This window comes from Streptomyces sp. LMG1-1-1.1, from assembly GCF_040815545.1.
GTDB lineage: Bacteria > Actinomycetota > Actinomycetes > Streptomycetales > Streptomycetaceae > Streptomyces.
Genome location: NZ_JBFPNH010000031.1, coordinates 52137 through 69834, shown reverse-complemented (window position 1 = coordinate 69834; position 17698 = coordinate 52137). Strand labels below are relative to the sequence as shown.

The window sequence follows — 17698 nt, the reverse complement described above, 5'->3', positions numbered from 1 at the left end:
GAGAGGGCCGCCCCGGCGGGGCGGCCCTGTTGCGTGCGGGGAGGCTCAGCTGCGGAAGGTGTCGTTCAGGACGACCTGGCCCGTGGCGGGGACGGTCGCGGTGCGGTTGGCGCCGGACTCCCAGGTGACGTTCCCGGCCGCGTCCTTGCGGACGTACTTGTACTCGAAGGACGTTCCGGCGGGGAGGGAGACGGTCAGCTTCCACACGGGGTAGGCGGCCGGGTCGAGCTTGAGGGCGGAGGCCGGGGCCCAGTTGCCGAGCTCGGCGCGGTTGCCGGTGACGTAGATGTTCTGGCCGACGACCGTGGTGGCGTTGACGTTGAACGACGCGCCCGCGGTGGCGGGCGGCGGGGTCGTCGTCGGCGGCGTGGTCGGGTTGGTCCCGCCGCAGTGGGTGGCGTTCACGTGCAGGGCGACCGCGGTGTTGGCGGCGAGGGTGGCCGTGAACTGGCCGGAGGAGTTGACCGTGACGGCCGTGTTGCTCTGCACGTCGCAGTAGGCGCCGGCGGGCAGCGAGGTCTGGAAGGTGCGGGTGAGCGCCGAGGATTCGTGGTTGATCGCCACGTAGGCCTTGGAGCCGCGGCCGAACGCGATGGCGTTGCCGCCGTTGTCCCACCAGCCGGTGACGGCCTGGCCCCGCGCGGTGTTGCGGAAGGCCACCATGGAGGAGATCTCGCGCCAGGCGTGCTGGCACTTCCAGCCGTCGGCGTAACAGGCGTTCACCTGGCCGCCGTTGGGCGGGCCGGCGTCCTTGTCGGTCCACTCGTAGCCGGAGTGGACGTCCGGGGAGCCGTAGGGCCAGGCGAGCATGAAGACGGAGGCGAGGGTGTAGTTGGCGCCGTCCTTGTAGGACAGGGTGTCGCCGCCGCGCTCGGTGTCGTGGTTGTCGACGAAGACACCGGACTGGCCGGAGGGCATGTAGCCCCAGGCCTCGCCGAAGTTCTTGAGGTAGGAGAGCTTCTCGCCCTGGACGACGCGCTTGAGGTCGCGGGCGTAGCGGAACTCCTGGACGTCGCCCGTGCCGAGGTACTCGCTGGGGGAGACGGCCTCGCCGGCGCCGTGGATGGCCTCCTGCTTCCAGTAGGCGTTCGGGTTCGTCAGCCGGGACTTGATGTCGGCGAGGTCGGCGGCCGGCATGTGCTTCGCGGCGTCGATGCGGAGTCCGTCGACGCCGAGCGACAGCAGGTCGTTGAGGTAGCCGGCTATCTTCCCGCGGACGTGGTCCTCGCCGGTGTCGAGGTCGGGGAGCTGGACCAGTTCGCAGTTCTGGACGTTGGCGCGGTTTTGGTAGTCGGTGATCGAGGAGCGGCAGTCGTCCATGTCGGAGCCGGAGTAGAGGCCCGGGTAGTCGTACTTGGAGAACGGGGTCCCGCCCGTTCCCGTACCGGAGCCGTTCGCCATGTGGTTGATGACGGAGTCGGCGACGACCTTCACACCGGCCGCGTGGCAGGTGTCGATCATGTTCTTGAAGGCGGTGCGGTCGCCGAGACGTCCGGCGATCTTGTAGCTGACCGGCTGGTACGAGGTCCACCACTGGCCGCCCTGGAGGTGTTCCATGGGCGGGGAGACCTGGACGTATCCGTATCCGGCGGGGCCGAGGCGGTCGGTGCACTCACGGGCCACCGAGGCGAAGTTCCATTCGAACATCACCGCGGTGACGTCCTTCTCGCCGGGCGGGGTGGCCTGCGCCGGGGCGTTTCCCGTGACGGCCACAGCGGCAGCTCCCGCCACGAGGGCGAGTGCAGCGGCCACGGTTCTTCTGGCCATGCTTCCTCCTGTACGACATCAGTGTCGCAAGAAGTTGCCGAAAACTTCAGCAACTGTTTTCAGCCGTGACCGTACGAGTGCCCCGGCGCCCGGTCAACCCTCCGGACACCCCTGCGCAAGTTGTTACGAAAGGCCTTGCGAACCCTTGGGAGGCTGCGCGGTGGAGCCGCGTACGACCAGCTCCGGCTGGAACACGAACTCCGTGCGCTGCACCGGATTTCCCTCGATCTCCTCCAGGAGCGCGCCGACGGCGGCCGTCGCCATCGCCTGCACCGGCTGGCGCACGGTGGACAGCGGCGGGCTCGTGAAGGCGATCAGCGGGGAGTCGTCGAAGCCCACGACGGAGACGTCGTCGGGCACCTCGAGGCCCCGGGCGCGGACCGCGCGGATCACGCCGAGCGCCATCAGGTCGGAGGCGCAGACGATGCCCGTGCACCCCTCGCGCAGCAGGATCTCGGCGGCCGCGTGGCCGCCCTCGACGCCGAAGAGCGTGGGCCTGATGAACCGTTCGGCGTCCGCCCGCTCGACACCGAGGAGCTCGTACAGCTCGGCGGCGAAGCCCTCGGCCTTGCGGCGCGAGGGCACGTACCGGGTGGGGCCGATGGCGAGGCCGATCCGCTCGTGGCCGAGCTCGACCAGGTGCCGGACGGCCATCCGGGCCGCGGCGCGGTCGTCGGGCGAGACGAAGTTGGCGTCGATGTGCTCGTTGTAGCCGTTGATGAGGACGTACGGCACGCCCCGGGCGGTCAGCCGGGCGTAGCGGGCGGGGTCGGCGCTGGCGTCCGCGTGCAGCCCGGAGAGGAAGACGATGCCGGCCACCCCGCGCTCCACGAGCTGCTCGACGAGCTCGTCCTCGGTGGCGCCGCCGGGCATCTGGGTGCAGAGCACCGGGGTGTAGCCGTGCCCGGCGAGGACCTGTTCGACGACCTGCGCGAAGGCCGGGAAGATCGGGTTGGTCAGCTCGGGCACCACGAGCCCGACGAGGCCCGCGCTGCGGCGTTTGAGCCGCACGGGACGCTCGTAGCCGAGCACGTCGAGCGCCGCGAGCACCTTGTGCCGGGTCGCGCCGGCCACCCCCGCCTTGCCGTTGAGGACGCGGCTGACGGTGGCCTCGCTGACGCCGGACTGGGCCGCGATGTCCGCGAGCCGCGGGGCGCCGTTTCCGGCGCCCCGCGGCAGGGGGATCGTCACACCGCCCACCAGACGGTGGTGTCGGCGGGCAGTTCCGCCCTGTCCTCGTCGTCGACGGCGACGACTCGGATCTCCTCGCTGGAAAGGAGGAACCGGCCGGGCAGCGGGACGGAGATGGCCCGGCCGGTGGTGTTGGCGGTGCAGACGAAGCCGTCGCGGCGGAAGGAGAGCACACCCTCGGGTGCCTCCAGCCACTCGACGTCCTCGCCCGCACCGAGTTCGGGGCGCTCGCGGCGTACGGCGAGCGCGCTGCGGTACAGCTCCAGGGTGGAGCCGGGGTCGCCGGTCTGCGCCTCGACGCTCAGCCCGCCCCAGGTCGCCGGCTGCGGCAGCCACGAGCCGCCGGCGCCGAAGCCGTACGAGGAGCCCTCGGCGGTCCACGGGATCGGCACCCGGCAGCCGTCGCGGAAGCCGTCCTGGCCGCTGGCGCGCCAGAACGACGGGTCCTGGCGGACCTCGTCGGGCAGGTCGGTGACGTCGGGCAGGCCGAGCTCCTCGCCCTGGTAGACGTACGCCGAGCCGGGCAGGGCCAGCATCAGCAGGGTCGCGGCGCGGGCGCGGCGCAGGCCGAGCGCGCGGTCGCCGGCCTCGCGGAGCTGGGTGCCGAGGCCCGCCGGGTTGGCGAAGCGGGTGGCGTGCCGGGTGACGTCGTGGTTGGACAGCACCCAGGTGGTGGGGGCGCCGACCGGGCGCATCGCGTCGAGCGAGGCGTCGATCACCGTACGGAGCTCCGCCGCGTCCCAGTGGGTGCCCAGGTACTGGAAGTTGAAGGCCTGGTGCATCTCGTCGGGGCGCACGTAGTTCGCGGTGCGGTCGACGGTCGGGGTCCACGCCTCGGCGACGAGGACGCGCTCCCCGTCGTATTCGGCGAGGACCTTGCGCCAGGTGCGGTAGATCTCGTGGACGCCGTCCTGGTCGAAGAAGGGCATGACGTCGTTGCCGAGCAGCTTCAGCTGGTCGTGGGCGCCGATGTCGGGCAGGCCCGGGGCCTTGACCAGGCCGTGGGCGACGTCGACGCGGAAGCCGTCGACGCCCATGTCCAGCCAGAAGCGCAGGATGGAGCGGAACTCGTCGCGGACGGCCGGGTGCTCCCAGTTGAAGTCGGGCTGCTCCGGGGCGAAGAGGTGCAGGTACCACTCGCCGGGGGTGCCGTCCGCGTTCTCCGTACGGGTCCAGGCGGGGCCGCCGAAGATGGACTCCCAGTCGTTGGGCGGGAGTTCGCCGTTCGCGCCCTTGCCGGCACGGAAGTGGTAGCGCTCGCGCAGCGGCGATGCGGGGCCCTCGCGCAGCGCCCGCTGGAACCACTCGTGCTGGTCGGAGGAGTGGTTGGGCACCAGGTCGACGATGATGCGCAGGCCCAGTTCGTGGGCCTCGCGGATCACCGCGTCGGCGTCGAGGAGCGAGCCGAACATCGGGTCGATGGCCCGGTAGTCGGCGACGTCGTAGCCGGCGTCGGCCTGCGGCGAGGCGTAGAACGGGGAGAGCCAGACGGCGTCGACGCCCAGGTCCTTGAGGTACGGCAGCCGGCTGCGGATGCCCTCCAGGTCGCCCATGCCGTCACCGTTGCCGTCGGCGAAGCTGCGCGGGTAGACCTGGTAGATCACGGCGTCTCTCCACCAGCCCGTGTGCGTGCCGGTGGTGGGGGCGTCGGCCGGGGTGGCGAGATGCTGGGTCATGTCTTCCCTGGGAGGTAAGGAGGTGCGTTCGGGCGGGGTGCTCAGGGCCGTCAGCCCTTGACGGCACCGGCCGACATGCCGGTGACGAGATGCCGCTGGGCGAAGAGGAACACCAGGGCGGCGGGGACGGCGATCAGCACGGAGGCCGCGGCCATCGGGCCCCACTGTGCCCCGTACTGGTTGACGAACTTCTGCAGTCCGCCGGCGAGCGTCAGGTTCTCGTCGCCGACCATGAAGGCGGAGGCGTAGGCCACCTCGCCCCACGCGGTGATGAAGGAGTAGAACGCGGTGACGGCGATGCCCGGCTTGGCGAGCGGCAGGATCAGCCGCCAGAAGGTGCCGAACGGGGTGAGGCCGTCGACGTATCCCGACTCGTCGATCTCGCGCGGGATGGTGTCGAAGAAGCCCTTCATCATCCAGGCGCAGAACGGGACGGCGATCGTCAGGTACGTGACGACCAGGCCGACCGGCTGGTTGAGCAGGCCCATCGACGCCATGATGTTGTAGATCGGCACGATGAGGACGGCGACCGGGAACATCTGGGTGATGAGCAGCGTCCACATCAGTCCGCGCTTGCCGGGGAAGCGGAAGCGGCTGACGGCGTAGCCCGTGGTGGCGGAGACGAAGACGCCGATGACGGTGGTGAGACCGGCGACGAGCAGCGAGTTGCCGAACCAGGTGAGGAACGGGGTGTCCCGCAGCAGGTTCGTGTAGTTCTCGAGCGTCGTCTCCTTGAAGAAGTCCGTGGTGATCGCGTACTTCGCGGGCTTCAGCGAGGTCAGCAGCACCCAGAGGACCGGGAAGACGGCGATCACGGACGCCGTGATCAGCGTGACGTGCAGCGCGACCGAGGCCAGCGGCGAACGGCGGCCGCGGATCGGGGTGTTGGTCACGGCGTGACGGGCGGGGGTCGTGGTGGTCACCAGACTTCTCCCTGCTTGCGGAGGACTCGCCGGTAGACCGCGGCGAAGAGCATCAGGAGGACCAGGATGAGCACGCCCCAGGTGGACGACTGGGCGAAGTCGCGCGGACTGACCTCGAAGGAGAACTTGTAGGCCTGGGTGACGAGGATCTGGGTGGCCTCGCCGGGCCCGCCCCGGGTGAGCAGGAAGATCACCGGGAACATGTTGAAGGTCCAGATGGTGGAGAGCAGGATCACCGTCGTCGACACCGAGCTGAGCCCGGGCATGGTGATGTGCCGGAAGCGCTGCCAGGCGTTGGCACCGTCCATCTCGGCGGCCTCGTACAGCTCGCCGGGGATGGACTGGAGCCCGCCGAGGAGGGCGACCATCATGAACGGCACGCCGAGCCAGACGTTGGTCGCGATGACCGAGACCTTGGCCCAGGTGGGGTCGTTGAGCCACGGCACCGCGTCGATGCCGCCGCCCGCGAGGAGCTTGTTGAGGAGGCCGTTGTCCTGGTTGTAGAGGAAGCGCCAGGCGAAGACGGAGACGAATCCGGGCACGGCCCACGGCAGGATGAGCATCAGCCGGTAGGCGCCGCGGCCGGCGATCCTGCGGTTGAGGATGTTGGCGAGGGCCAGGCCGAGGGCGAAGGTCACGGACACACAGGACACCGTCCACACCAGCGTCCAGCCCAGGGTGGAGAGGAACTGGCCGCCCGTCAGCGCGTCGGCGTAGTTGTCCAGGCCCACGAACTCGTAGCTGGACGGGATGTGGTTGACGCCGATGGAGCGCTCGACGTTGCGCTCGTTGGCGTCGGTCAGCGACAGGAAGATGCCGCGGACCAGCGGATAGCCGATGATCACGGCGATCACGACGGTCACCGGGGCGACCATCGCCCAGGCGTACCAGTGGGTGGAGAGGGAGCGCTTCGCCGCGCCCCGGGACTTACCAGTTCCGCGGCTCCGGCCGCGGGCGCTGTCGCCCGCGGCCTTCACCACCGACTGGCTGGGGGTGTCCACAGCCATCAGCCGGCCTGCCTTCCTTCTTCTTCCTGCTGCCTGCTACTGCCTGCTACTTCCAGTCCTTCAGGAGCTTGCGGTAGCCGTCACCGGTCGCCTTGGCACCCGCCTCGGGGGTGGTCTGGCCGGTCAGGACCTTGGTGTACTCGGTGACGAGCGGCGCGAAGAGGCTGCCGGTCTCCGGGATCCAGGGGCGCTCGACGGCCTTGTCGACGACCGGCTTGAAGAAGGTGATCATCTCGTTGGTCGCGACGTCCGACTTGATGTAGACGGACTGACGGGTCGGGAGGAGGCTGAGCTCCTTCGCGACCGTCGCCTGGGTCTCGGCCGAGGTCATGTACTCGGCGAAGGCGTAGGACGCGTCGAGGTTCTTCGAGCCCGCGTAGACGGCGAGGTTGTGACCGCCCTGCGGAGCGCCCTGGCCGGCGGAACCGGCCGGGACCGGGGCGATGCCCAGGTTGGCCTTGTCCGTGAACTCCTTGCCGGCGTAGGTGTCGGCGACGGCCCACGGGCCGTTGATCATCATGGCGACCTTGCCGTCCTTGAAGGCCGTCTGCATGTTGTTCCAGCCGTCGGTCGCGTCCGTCTTGGCCGCGCCGGAGTCCACCAGGTCCTTGACCGTCTTGAAGGCCTTCACGCCGGCGGGGCTGTCGACGGTGATCGTCTTCTTCTCGGCGTCGACGAGGTCGCCGCCCTCGCCGTAGAGGAAGGAGAGGAACCAGTAGGCGTCGTCGCCGCGCAGGTAGAGGCCGGTCTTGCCGGTCTTCTGCTTGATCTTGGCGGAGACGGTCTTGAGCTCGTCGATGGTCTTGGGGACCTCGACGCCGGCGTCCTTGAAGATCTTCTTGTTGTAGAAGATGCCCATGGAGTCGATGACCTGCGGGACGGCGTAGGTCTTGCCCTTGTACTGGGTGGAGGCCGACGCCTGCTTGAGGAAGTCGTCCGCGTCCTTGAGGGCGGGGGTCCCGTCGAGGGGGGCCAGGTAGCCGAGGTCGGCGAACTCGGGGGTCCAGGCGACCTCGGAGCGGATGACGTCGGGGGCACCGGAGCCGGACTGCGCGGCGTTCTTGAACTTGTTCTGCGCGTCACCGAAGGGGACGTTGACGTACTTGACCGTGACCTTGGGGTGCTTCTTCTCGAAGTCCTCGGCGACCTTCTTGAAGACCTTGTCCTCGGAGCCGACCGTGGACGTGTCCCACCAGGTCACGGTGCCGGAGAGCTCGCCCGAGCCCTTCGCGCCCCCGTCGTTGGAACCGCTGTCACTCCCGCACGCCGCCAGGGTCACGCCCAGGGCCGCGACCAGCGCGGTGGCCGCTATGCCACGCCGCATGTGAACTCCTTCGATGATCCCGGGGAGACGAGGGGCTGGAACCTTCCTCATGCGACCGCTCCCTCGCGGCGCTCCGGGTTGCCAGGAACGTAACAGGGATGAAAACGCGCCGAAAGAGCTTGCGGGGAATTTCTGCAAGGACCGGCGATCGTTACATCCGCGTGTCCCGAAGGTTGCCGACGAGCTGCTTGACAGGGTCGGTTTCGGGCATCTCGCACACGGAAAGGCCTCGCAGGGCCCCTCCGGGACCGCGAAAGAGCCCCGCAAGCACTGCAAGACCTTGCGCAACGGCTCGAACCTTGCGGTCCGGTCCCGGTGCCCCTGAACCGGTGGGAAATACGCGCTGTGACCGGTACAGTCCCTTCTCATGACCGCGCGGCTCTCCGACATCGCAGCCCAGGCGGGGGTCAGTGAAGCCACAGTCAGCCGCGTGCTCAACGGCAAGGCCGGTGTGGCGGCGGCCACCCGCGAGTCCGTCCTCGCCGCTCTCGACGTGCTCGGCTACGAGCGTCCCGTACGCCTCCGCCAGCGCAGCGCGGGCCTCGTCGGCCTCATCACCCCCGAGCTGGACAACCCGATCTTCCCCGCGCTCGCGCAGGTCATCGGGCAGGCCCTGACCCGGCAGGGATACACGCCGGTCCTCGCCACCCAGACCCCCGGCGGGTCCACCGAGGACGAGCTCACCGACATGCTGGTGGAGCGCGGCGTCGCCGGCATCATCTTCGTGTCCGGGCTGCACGCCGACACCACCGCCGACATGACGCGCTACGACCAGCTGCGCGGCAAGGGCGTCCCGTACGTCCTCCTCAACGGCTTCTCCCCCAAGGTCCAGGCGCCCTTCGTGTCGCCCGACGACCGGGCCGCGATGGTGCTCGCCGTGACGCACCTGGCCGCGCTCGGGCACACCCGGATCGGGCTCGCCGTCGGACCGAAGCGGTTCGTGCCGGTGCTGCGCAAGATAGAGGGCTTCCAGAAGGGCATGGAGGAGCGGCTCGGCCTCGGCCCCGACGAGTCCGAGGCGCTGATCCAGCACTCCCTCTACACCCTGGAGGGCGGCCAGGCGGCGACCGCGGCGCTGATCTCCCGCGGCTGCACGGCGATCGTGTGCGCGAGCGACATGATGGCGCTCGGCGCGATCCGGGCCGCCCGCCAGCAGGGGCTCGACGTGCCGCGGGACGTCTCCGTCGTCGGCTTCGACGACTCTCCGCTCATAGCGTTCACCGACCCGCCGCTGACCACCATCCGCCAGCCCGTGCAGGCGATGGGGCAGGCCGCGGTCCGCGCGCTGCTCGAAGAAGTCGGCGGCACTCCGGCCCCGCACTCCGAGTTCGTCTTCATGCCTGAGCTGGTCGTTCGTGGTTCAACGGCCTCCGCTCCGTCCCCCGCGCGCACTCCTTCCTGAGACGGAGGGGGTGCGCCCGGAACCCGACCGGGGGATGATCGGTCGGGGGGTGGGGATCTGGCAGACTCTCTCCCTATGGGTGAAACGACCGTGAAGAGTTTGGACGACCGGACGACCCCGTCGTCACCCACAGTGGCCGACGGAAGGTTCGCGCGCCTGCGTGCGCGCACGCCCCGGCGCCCCACGATCTGGTTCGAGATCCTGCTCATCGCGGTCAGCTACTGGACGTACTCCCTCGTCCGCAACGCGGTGCCGGAGCAGAAGGCCCAGGCGCTCAAGAACGCCGACTGGATCTGGCAGGCCGAGGAGTCCGTGGGGCTCGCCTTCGAGCACGCCGTGAACCACGCCGTGAACTCGGTGACGTGGCTGATCGTGTCGATGAACTACTACTACGCGACGCTGCACTTCGTCGTGACCATCGGTGTGCTCGTGTGGCTGTACCGATGGCACCCGGGCCGTTACTCGGCGTTCCGCACGGTCCTTTTCGCCACCACGGCTGTGGCCCTGGTCGGGTACTACCTGTATCCGCTCGCGCCGCCGCGGCTCATGAACGGCCAGGACTTCGTCGACACGGTGCTCGTCCACCACACCTGGGGCTCGATGGCCTCGGGCAACCTCAAGCACGTGTCGAACCAGTACGCCGCGATGCCGTCGATGCACATCGGCTGGTCGCTCTGGTGCGGCGTGACCATCTTCCTGCTCGCCAAGGCGCCCTGGGCGAAGATCCTCGGTCTGCTCTACCCGGCGGCCACCCTCGTCGTGATCGTCTCCACCGCCAACCACTTCTGGCTGGACGCGGTCGGCGGCATGATCTGCCTGGCCTTCGGCTTCGGCGTCTCCTACTGCTGGTACGGCTCCCGGCCGCACCGGCTGCCCCGCCTCGTCGAGCCCGTCGGCGCCGTCGCCCGCGGCGGCCCGCGTCCGGCGGCGGAGCCGGACCGGGCGACCGAAGCGGAGAGGCCGGTCGGCTCCTCCAAGTGAGGCCGCTGGTCGGCGGGCCTATCCTGAGGCTGTAGACCTCGGGCCCCCACGGCTCCGGCGGACCCGCACGCGCTCCTCACCCCGAGCGGGAGGCACAGGATGCGATCCCACCGGACATGGGCCGCCGCTCTCGCCTCCGCGGCTCTCCTGACGCTCGGCGCCTCCACCGCCACCGCCGCACCGGCCGTTCCCGGCCCTGGAGTCCTCGTCGCGGGATACGTGCCCGCCGAGACCGCGCAGGACCTGGCCGAGCAGCGGTTCCTGGAGGAGAACGAGGTCCTCGAAGGGGCGGCCGCCCATGCGAACGCCCTGATCGGACTCCCCCAGGACGTGCCGGTGACGGCCCTGAGCTGCGGCGAGATCAACGCCTTCTGGGATCCGGAGAGCCAGGGCATCGGCTTCTGCTACGAGCTGGTGGGGTACTACCGGGGCGTCTTCGACGAGCTGAACACGACCGGAACCGAGGCCCAGCGGAGCCGGGCCACCGAGGACGACCTCATCGGCATCTCCAACAGCGTCGTCTTCCACGAGCTCGCGCACGCCCTGATCGACGTCTACGACCTGCCGGCCACCGGCCGGGAGGAGGACGCGGCCGACCAGCTCGCCACCCTCCTCCTCGCGGGCGACTCCGTGCACCAGGAGTACGCGGTGAGCGCCATCGAGGCCTGGGGAGCCCTCGCCGCGGCGGAGGGCGACGTCGGCGACCGGCTCCCGGACGAGCACTCGCTCGACGCCCAGCGGTACTACAACGCCATCTGCTGGCTGTACGGCTCCGACCCGGCCGGCTTCCAGGGCGCCGTACGGACCGACGCCAACCCCGACGGGCCGCTGCCCGAGAGCCGGGCCGCGCAGTGCCCCGCCGAGTTCGAGCAGATCGACCGGGCGTGGAGCACCCTGCTCCAGCCCTATCTGAAGGGCTGACGCACGGGGCCCGCCTCCCTACGCTCCGTAGAACAGCTCTTCCACGACGGCCCTGGCACGGCGGGTGATGCGGCGGTAGTCGTCGACCATCTCGCCGACGTGACCGGGGCCGTATCCGAGGTACCGGCCCACCGCGGCGACTTCGCGCGGGTCGGAGGGGAAGGTGTCGCCGGCCCGGCCGCGTACCAGCATCACCGCGTTGCGGACGCGGGTGGCGAGCACCCAGGCCTCGTCCAGGGTCTGCGCCTCCTCCGTGGGGATCAGGCCGGCCGCGTGCGCCGCCCGGAGGGCCTCGCGGGTGCGGGTCGTCCGCAGCCCGGGCTCCGCCCAGCCGTGCCGCATCTGGAGGAGCTGCACCGTCCACTCGACGTCGCTGAGGCCGCCGCGCCCGAGTTTGGCGTGGAGCGTCGGGTCGGCGCCGCGCGGCAGCCGCTCGGACTCCATGCGGGCCTTGAGACGGCGGATCTCGCGGACCGCGTCCTCGCCGAGGCCCTCGGCGGGATAGCGCAGCGGGTCGACGAGCTCGACGAACCGGTCGGCCAGGTCCTGGTCGCCCGCCATGGGCGCGGCGCGCAGCAGGGCCTGGCTCTCCCAGACCAGGGACCAGCGCCGGTAGTAGGCCTCGTACGACTTGAGGGTGCGGACCAGGGGGCCGCTCTTGCCCTCCGGCCGCAGGTCCGCGTCGATCAGCAGCGGCGGGTCGGCGGTGGGGAGCTGGAGGAGCCTGCGCATCTCGGCGACCACCCGGTTCGCGGCGCGGGCCGCCTCCTGCTCGTCGACGCCCTCGCGCGGCTCGTGGACGAACAGGACGTCGGCGTCGGAGCCGTACCCCAGCTCGTGGCCGCCGAAGCGGCCCATGCCGATGACCGCGAACCGGGTCGGCAGCGTGTCGCCCCACTCGGCGCGGACGGCGGCGCGCAGGGCGCCGGCGATGGTGGCCGCGTTGAGGTCGGTGACGGCCTCGCCGACCCGGTCGACCAGGGCGCCCGGGTCGGGTTCGCGGGGGTTGTCCTCGGTGCCGTACGAGCCGATGAGGTCGGCCGCCGCAGTGCGGAACAGCTCCCTGCGGCGCACCCCGCGGGCCGCGGCGACCGCCTGTTCGGCGTCCTCCGCGCGGCCCACCGCCGCCACGACCTCCTGCTCCAGGTGGTCGCGGTCGCGCGGCCTGAGCCCCTCCGGGTCGCCGAGGAGCGCGACTGCCTCGGGGGCGCGGAGCAGCAGGTCGGGGGCGAGGCGGCCGGCGGAGAGCACCCGGGCGAGGTTCTCGGCGGCGGCGCCCTCGTCGCGGAGGAGCCGCAGGTACCAGGGGGTCTTGCCGAGGGCGTCCGAGACCTTGCGGAAGCCGAGCAGGCCGGCGTCCGGGTCGGCCGAGTCGGCGAACCAGCCGAGCAGCACCGGGAGCAGCGTCCGCTGGATCGCGGCCTTGCGGCTCACCCCGGAGGCCAGTGCCTCCAGGTGGCGCAGGGCGGCGGCGGGGTCGTCGTAACCGAGCGCTTCGAGGCGCTGTCCGGCCGCCTTGGGGCTGAGCCGGATCTCGCCGGGGGCGAGCTGGGCGACCGCGTCGAGCAGCGGCCGGTAGAAGAGCTTCTCGTGCAGCCGCCGGACCACGGCCGCGTGCCGCTTCCACTCCTTGTTGAGCTCGGCGACGGGGTCGGTGCGCAGTCCGAGCGAGCGGCCGAGGCGGCGCAGGTCGGCCTCGTCCTCGGGGACGAGGTGGGTGCGGCGCAGCCGGTACAACTGGATGCGGTGCTCCATGGCCCGCAGGAAGCGGTAGGCCTCGTCGAGCTGGGCGGCGTCGGCGCGGCCGACGTAGCCGCCGGCGGCGAGCGCGGCCAGCGCGTCGAGGGTGGTGCCGCTGTGCAGTCCGGCGTCGCTGCGGCCGTGCACCAGCTGGAGGAGCTGGACGGCGAACTCGACGTCGCGCAGGCCGCCGGGGCCGAGCTTGAGTTCGCGCTCGACCTGGGCGACGGGGATGTTGTCGACGACGCGGCGGCGCATCTTCTGTACGTCGGGGACGAAGTTCTCGCGCTCGGCGGCCTGCCAGACGAGCGGGGAGACGGCGTCGATGTACTGGGCGCCTAGTTCCGGGTCGCCGGCCACCGCGCGGGCCTTGAGGAGGGCCTGGAACTCCCAGGTCTTCGCCCAGCGCTGGTAGTAGGCGAGGTGCGAGGAGAGGGTGCGGACGAGGGGGCCGTTGCGGCCCTCGGGGCGGAGGTTGGCGTCGACCGGCCAGATGGTGCCCTCGACCGTGGTCTCCGAGCAGATCCGCATGAGGTGCGAGGCGAGCCGGGTCGCCGCCTGGATCGCCTTCCCCTCGTCGGCGCCCTCGACCGGCTCCCCGACGAAGATGACGTCCACGTCGGAGACGTAGTTGAGCTCGTGGCCGCCGCACTTGCCCATCGCGATGACGGCGAGCCGGCACATGGCGGCGTCGGCGGGGGCGGCCGTACGGGCGATGGCGAGCGCGGCGCGCAGGGTCGCCGTCGCCAGGTCGGCGAGCTCGGCGGCGGCCTGGGCGACGTCGGTGGTGCCGCACACGTCACGGGCGGCGATGGCGAGCAGGCAGCGGCGGTAGGCGACCCGCAGCGAGTCCGCGTCGGTGGCCTCGGCGAGGCCCTGCTCGAACTCGGCGACGCCCGGGTGCAGGTCGGCGGCCTCGTACGTGACGAGGGACTCCCAGTCGCGGGGGTGCCGGGCCAGGTGGTCGGCGAGGGCCTCGGAGGCGCCGAGCACGCCCAGGAGCCGGTCACGGAACGGTTTGGCGGAGAGCAGCGTGGCCGTGAACGTCTGCCGCTCGGTCTCGGCCTGCGCCTCGGCCAGGCGGACCAGGCCGCGCAGGGCGAGGTCCGGATCGGCGGTGGCGCCGAGGGCGTCCAGGAGGACGGAGTCGTCCCGCAGCTCGGACAGCTCCGGTACGTCGAGGAGTCTTTCGGCCCCCGAGGGGTCGGTGAACCCGTGCCGCAGCAGACGTGAGAACGTACTGCTCCTGCGTCCCGGCACCGTCATTCCGCCGCTCCCTCCGAGCAGGTCAGCCCCAAGGGCCCGAGCCTATCCGGCGCGGGGGCCGCGGGGGCCCCGCCCGGCGATCACGTCGTGCCGGACGGCTGCTCGATCCGGCGCGGGGGTGGCGCATCACACGCCCCCTCGCACGTGAGATCCGGCACAAAGATCCCTTTCGGGGCGAATGAACCGTAAATCTAGAAGATCCGTCTTGTTGTGCGCGGGGCGCCCCCCGCTCGTCGCGCGCGGGACGCCCCCACACGGCCGAGAGCACCTTGCAGTACCCCGTCCCGCAGCACCCCGCCCGTCATGCCCCGCCCAGCCCTGCTCCGCCCCGCCCCGCCCCGCCCCGCCCGTCAGTGAAAGCGTCGCCGAACATGCCTGTCCGCCTCCGCCGTCCCTCCCGTCGCAGAATCGTTTCTGCGACCGTCGCGACCCTTCTGGTCGGCGGCACCTTCGCCGGGCTCCTCTCGGTGACGACGGCGAGGCCGGCGACACCCCCCGTACGGCCGCCGGCCCACGAGGCCAAGGCGCCGGCCAAGCCCGTACGGACCCCGCACGCCGCCACGTCGGTGATGCAGGTCGTGGCGCACCCGGACGACGACCTGTTCTTCATGAACCCGGACGTCTCGCAGTCGCTGCGCTCCGGCAGCCCCCTGACCTCCGTCTACCTCACCGCCGGCGAGTCGGACGGCGTCAACGCCCGCCCGCGCGACGCCGCCGGCGCCGCGCCCGACAAGGCGGGCTACGCCGAGGCCCGGCAGAACGGCATACGCGCCGCGTACGCCGAGATGGCGACCGGCAGCCGGACCGGCGTCTGGGACCGGGTCGCCCTCCCCACCGCCGGCGGCGCCGCGGCCGAGATGGACACCCTGCGCGCGAAGCCCCAGGTCAAGCTGGTGTGGCTCCAGCTGCGCGAGGCCGGCTCGATCAGCGGCGACCGCCCGCAGAGCCTCAACGGCCTGTGGCACGACCGGATCCCCGCACTGGCCTCCCAGCGCGCGACCGGCACCCCCGTCGCGGCCGACTTCACGTACACGAAGGACCAGGTCGTCGCGACCCTCACCGGGCTGCTCGAACGCTTCCGGCCGACCTTCGTCCGCATGCAGGACCCGACCCCCGGCACCTGGTCGGCGGCCGGGCCCGGGCACGGGACGACGACCGCGGTCTCCGGAGCGGCGACGACGACGTCCGGGCCGGTGAGGCTCCGGGACCATCAGGACCACCTCTACGGGGCGCGGTTCGTGCAGGCCGCCCTGGCCCGGTACGCGGACGTGCCCGGGCATCCGCACGTGGGCGTGCAGAACTACCTGGGCTACCCCACCAGCTCGCTGCCGCACACGCTCGACCCCGAGACGGCGGGCGCGAAGCTGCGGACCCTGAAGACGTACGCCTGGACGGACGGGGTCAACGACTGCGGCACCGCCGCCGGCTGCGGCGATCTGAAGGTGGCCGCGCGGCCCGGCGGGCGGGGCTGGACACAGACCGTCAGGTACGCCCGCTCCACCTCCACCTCCTGGGTGCAGCGGGACGGTACCGGCGCGCTGCACGCCTTCTCCGTCCTCGACGGACGGCTCGCCGAGTGGCGGAAGCCGGCCGGCACCGAGGCCTGGCACGGGCCGACGCTGCTGCCCGGCGGCGGCCTCGACGGCGGCGTCACCTCCGTCGCCCTGCCCGACGGCCGCACGGCGGTCTTCGGCACCCGTACGACGCTCGGCGCCGACGCCTCCGCGTACGGCCGCGAGGTCGTGACCACGGCGCAGACCACGCCCGGCGGCGCGTTCGGCCCGTGGCGCTCCCTCGGCACGCCCGAGCGGGACGACGCCGGCGGCACCTCGGACATCAGCGCGCCCGCCGTGACCGTGGACCACGACGGCCTGGCGACCGTGCTCCTGCGGGACAGCGGCCATCGCCTCACGGCCCGCGAGCAGCGCGCCGACGGCGACTGGGGGCCGTGGCGGACGCTCGGCGGCACCGACGTGTACGGCGATCCCGTGGCGGCGACCGACGGCACCGGCCGCGGCTACGTCTTCGCCAGCACCCCCAAGACCGTCCTGACCTGGGCTCAGCAGCGTCCCGGCGGCCCCCTGGCCGGTCCGGTGCGGACGGGTCTGCCGCCGACCACGCTGGCGCTGAGCGCGAGCCCCGCGCCGGACGGCGACGGAGTACGGCTCTGGTTCCGCAAGCCGTCCTCCGGCGACCTGCGGAGCGCCGACTTCTCGGGCGCGGGCCCGGTCTCCCCGGTCACCGAACTGCCCGGCTCCGGCGTCGCGGGCTTCGGCCCGGTCAGCGGCGGCGACGGCCTCCTCGCGGTCCGGTCCCGGACGGGCTTCCTGGCGACGGCGCCGCACGGCCGGACGGCCGGGGCGCCGCCGGCGTGGACCCTGGAGAAGTTCCTCTTCGCCGGCGCGCCGGACGCGGGGACGGACGGCGTCGCGGCGATCGGCCTCGACGGCCGGCTGCACTGGACTCCCGCTCCGCGCTGACCCGTTCCGGGTGCGCGCGGCCTTCCTCTGCGGGAGGGTGTCCCCCATGAACTGGACACTGGAAGTGGTCCCGGTCCCCGTCACCGACATGGACCGGGCCAAGGAGTTCTACGAGAAGTGCGGCTTCAAGATCGACCTCGACGACGAGGTCGCGCCCGGCGTACGGATCATCCAGGCGACCCCGCCGGGCTCCCGCTGTTCGATCGCCATGCTCAGCGGCATGCCGGCGATGCCCGGCACCAAGGAGATGGCCCCCGGCACCCTGCACGGCCTCCAGCTCTGCGTGACGGACATCGAGGCCGCGCGGGCGGAGCTGGTCGAGCGGGGCGTCGGCGTCTCCCCGGTGATGCACGTCGGCGCGACGGGCTGGGAGGACGGCAAGGGCGACACCTGGAACTCGTTCATGACCTTCGAGGACCCGGACGGCAACGGCTGGGTCGTCCAGGAGGCCCCGTCGGAGCTGTCCGAGCGCTGACGGCGGCGCCGCGGCGCCGTCAGAGCGCCAGGTAGAAGTGGCGGAGCTTCTCGTCCTCCGCCACGCACCGCATCCCGGCGGCCTCCATCACCCGGTGCGAGGCCGGGTTGGTCAGGTCGGCGTCCCCCTTCACCCCGGCGGCGCCGGCCACCCGGGCCACCTCGACGAGGGCCCGCAGCGCCTCCGACGCGTAGCCGTTCCCGCGGACTCCCGGCAGCAGCCCGTATCCGACGGTCACGACCCCGATCTCGTCCGGCGGTCCGTGGAAGCCGATGCCGCCGACGGTGACGCCGTCGAGCCGTATCTCGTACGTCCGGAACACGCCCGGGTCGCCGCGCTCGGCGACCCCCCTCAGGAAGCCGTCGGCCGAGCGGACGTCCCCGGCGCCGGGGTAGCCCTCCGCCCACTGGTCCTCGGGGCCGGGCTCCCGGCCGACGACGCGTTCGGCCCGGTCGACGGTCATGGGACGCAGCACGAGCCGCTCGGTGGCGACGTTCTCGATCTTCACTGCGGCAGTGTGCGGCGCGTCCCGTCTCCCGGGCAAC

Annotated in this window: 13 protein-coding genes; 5 read left to right on the top strand and 8 right to left on the bottom strand. The window is 71.8% G+C overall.

Annotated features, from left to right (window positions below; translation table 11 throughout):
- Positions 1-45: 45 nt before the first annotated feature.
- From MRBLMG1_RS18155 to MRBLMG1_RS18130, 6 genes are all read right to left on the bottom strand, one after another.
- Positions 46-1767, bottom strand: coding sequence for a carbohydrate-binding module family 20 domain-containing protein (locus tag MRBLMG1_RS18155; protein ID WP_367825093.1), 1722 nt, complete (start codon positions 1765-1767; stop codon positions 46-48).
- Between the two features lie 123 nt (positions 1768-1890).
- The gene (locus MRBLMG1_RS18150; RefSeq protein WP_367825092.1) at positions 1891-2967 is read right to left on the bottom strand and encodes a LacI family DNA-binding transcriptional regulator; all 1077 of its coding nucleotides are present in this window, start codon (positions 2965-2967) and stop codon (positions 1891-1893) included.
- Positions 2955-4634 carry a glycoside hydrolase family 13 protein gene (locus MRBLMG1_RS18145; protein WP_367825091.1) on the bottom strand — a complete coding sequence of 560 codons (1680 nt, stop codon included), beginning with the start codon at positions 4632-4634 and terminating at the stop codon, positions 2955-2957. Before MRBLMG1_RS18145 ends, MRBLMG1_RS18150 begins: the two co-directional genes overlap by 13 nt.
- Positions 4635-4684: 50 nt before the next feature.
- Positions 4685-5557, bottom strand: coding sequence for a sugar ABC transporter permease (locus tag MRBLMG1_RS18140; RefSeq protein ID WP_367825090.1), 873 nt, complete (start codon positions 5555-5557; stop codon positions 4685-4687).
- Complete coding sequence (locus MRBLMG1_RS18135) at positions 5554-6564, bottom strand: carbohydrate ABC transporter permease (RefSeq protein ID WP_367825089.1); 1011 nt, start codon at positions 6562-6564, stop codon at positions 5554-5556. Before MRBLMG1_RS18135 ends, MRBLMG1_RS18140 begins: the two co-directional genes overlap by 4 nt.
- A 46-nt stretch (positions 6565-6610) precedes the next feature.
- On the bottom strand, positions 6611-7888 hold the full coding sequence (locus MRBLMG1_RS18130) for an extracellular solute-binding protein (protein WP_367825088.1): 1278 nt from the start codon (positions 7886-7888) through the stop codon (positions 6611-6613).
- Between the two features lie 367 nt (positions 7889-8255).
- On the opposite strand from MRBLMG1_RS18130, the gene MRBLMG1_RS18125 reads away from it, so the two are divergent.
- From MRBLMG1_RS18125 to MRBLMG1_RS18115, 3 genes are all read left to right on the top strand, one after another.
- Positions 8256-9290, top strand: a complete 1035-nt coding sequence (locus tag MRBLMG1_RS18125) for a LacI family DNA-binding transcriptional regulator (protein ID WP_367825087.1) — start codon at positions 8256-8258, stop codon at positions 9288-9290.
- A 75-nt stretch (positions 9291-9365) separates the two neighbouring features.
- Positions 9366-10271: a phosphatase PAP2 family protein gene (locus tag MRBLMG1_RS18120; RefSeq protein WP_367825086.1), complete on the top strand. Its 906-nt coding sequence runs from the start codon at positions 9366-9368 to the stop codon at positions 10269-10271.
- Between the two features lie 99 nt (positions 10272-10370).
- On the top strand, positions 10371-11192 hold the full coding sequence (locus tag MRBLMG1_RS18115) for a DUF4344 domain-containing metallopeptidase (protein ID WP_367825085.1): 822 nt from the start codon (positions 10371-10373) through the stop codon (positions 11190-11192).
- A gap of 18 nt (positions 11193-11210) precedes the next feature.
- On the opposite strand, the gene MRBLMG1_RS18110 is transcribed toward MRBLMG1_RS18115, so the two are convergent.
- Positions 11211-14198: a bifunctional [glutamine synthetase] adenylyltransferase/[glutamine synthetase]-adenylyl-L-tyrosine phosphorylase gene (locus MRBLMG1_RS18110; RefSeq protein WP_367825084.1), complete on the bottom strand. Its 2988-nt coding sequence runs from the start codon at positions 14196-14198 to the stop codon at positions 11211-11213.
- Positions 14199-14569: 371 nt separating this feature from the next.
- Here MRBLMG1_RS18110 and MRBLMG1_RS18105 point away from each other — a divergent pair, with 371 nt between their 5' ends.
- On the top strand, positions 14570-16678 hold the full coding sequence (locus MRBLMG1_RS18105; protein ID WP_367825083.1) for a PIG-L family deacetylase: 2109 nt from the start codon (positions 14570-14572) through the stop codon (positions 16676-16678).
- 46 nt (positions 16679-16724) lie between these two features.
- A complete protein-coding gene (locus tag MRBLMG1_RS18100; protein WP_367825082.1) occupies positions 16725-17153 on the top strand; it encodes a VOC family protein in 429 nt (142 codons plus the stop codon).
- Between the two features lie 19 nt (positions 17154-17172).
- Here the strand turns inward: MRBLMG1_RS18100 and MRBLMG1_RS18095 are convergent, their stop codons facing one another.
- Positions 17173-17661: a GNAT family N-acetyltransferase gene (locus MRBLMG1_RS18095; RefSeq protein ID WP_367825081.1), complete on the bottom strand. Its 489-nt coding sequence runs from the start codon at positions 17659-17661 to the stop codon at positions 17173-17175.
- Positions 17662-17698 lie beyond the last annotated feature (37 nt).

Excerpts from the sequence above, each read along its gene's own strand:
- MRBLMG1_RS18100 (WP_367825082.1), top strand. The coding sequence starts at position 16,725 with ATGAACTGGACACTGGAAGTGGTCCCGGTCCCCGTCACCGACATGGAC.
- MRBLMG1_RS18145 (WP_367825091.1), bottom strand. The coding sequence starts at position 4,634 with ATGACCCAGCATCTCGCCACCCCGGCCGACGCCCCCACCACCGGCACG.
- MRBLMG1_RS18115 (WP_367825085.1), top strand. The coding sequence starts at position 10,371 with ATGCGATCCCACCGGACATGGGCCGCCGCTCTCGCCTCCGCGGCTCTC.
- MRBLMG1_RS18155 (WP_367825093.1), bottom strand. The coding sequence starts at position 1,767 with ATGGCCAGAAGAACCGTGGCCGCTGCACTCGCCCTCGTGGCGGGAGCT.
- MRBLMG1_RS18120 (WP_367825086.1), top strand. The coding sequence starts at position 9,366 with ATGGGTGAAACGACCGTGAAGAGTTTGGACGACCGGACGACCCCGTCG.
- MRBLMG1_RS18125 (WP_367825087.1), top strand. The coding sequence starts at position 8,256 with ATGACCGCGCGGCTCTCCGACATCGCAGCCCAGGCGGGGGTCAGTGAA.
- MRBLMG1_RS18135 (WP_367825089.1), bottom strand. The coding sequence starts at position 6,564 with ATGGCTGTGGACACCCCCAGCCAGTCGGTGGTGAAGGCCGCGGGCGAC.
- MRBLMG1_RS18110 (WP_367825084.1), bottom strand. The coding sequence starts at position 14,198 with ATGACGGTGCCGGGACGCAGGAGCAGTACGTTCTCACGTCTGCTGCGG.
- MRBLMG1_RS18130 (WP_367825088.1), bottom strand. The coding sequence starts at position 7,888 with ATGCGGCGTGGCATAGCGGCCACCGCGCTGGTCGCGGCCCTGGGCGTG.
- MRBLMG1_RS18105 (WP_367825083.1), top strand. The coding sequence starts at position 14,570 with ATGCCTGTCCGCCTCCGCCGTCCCTCCCGTCGCAGAATCGTTTCTGCG.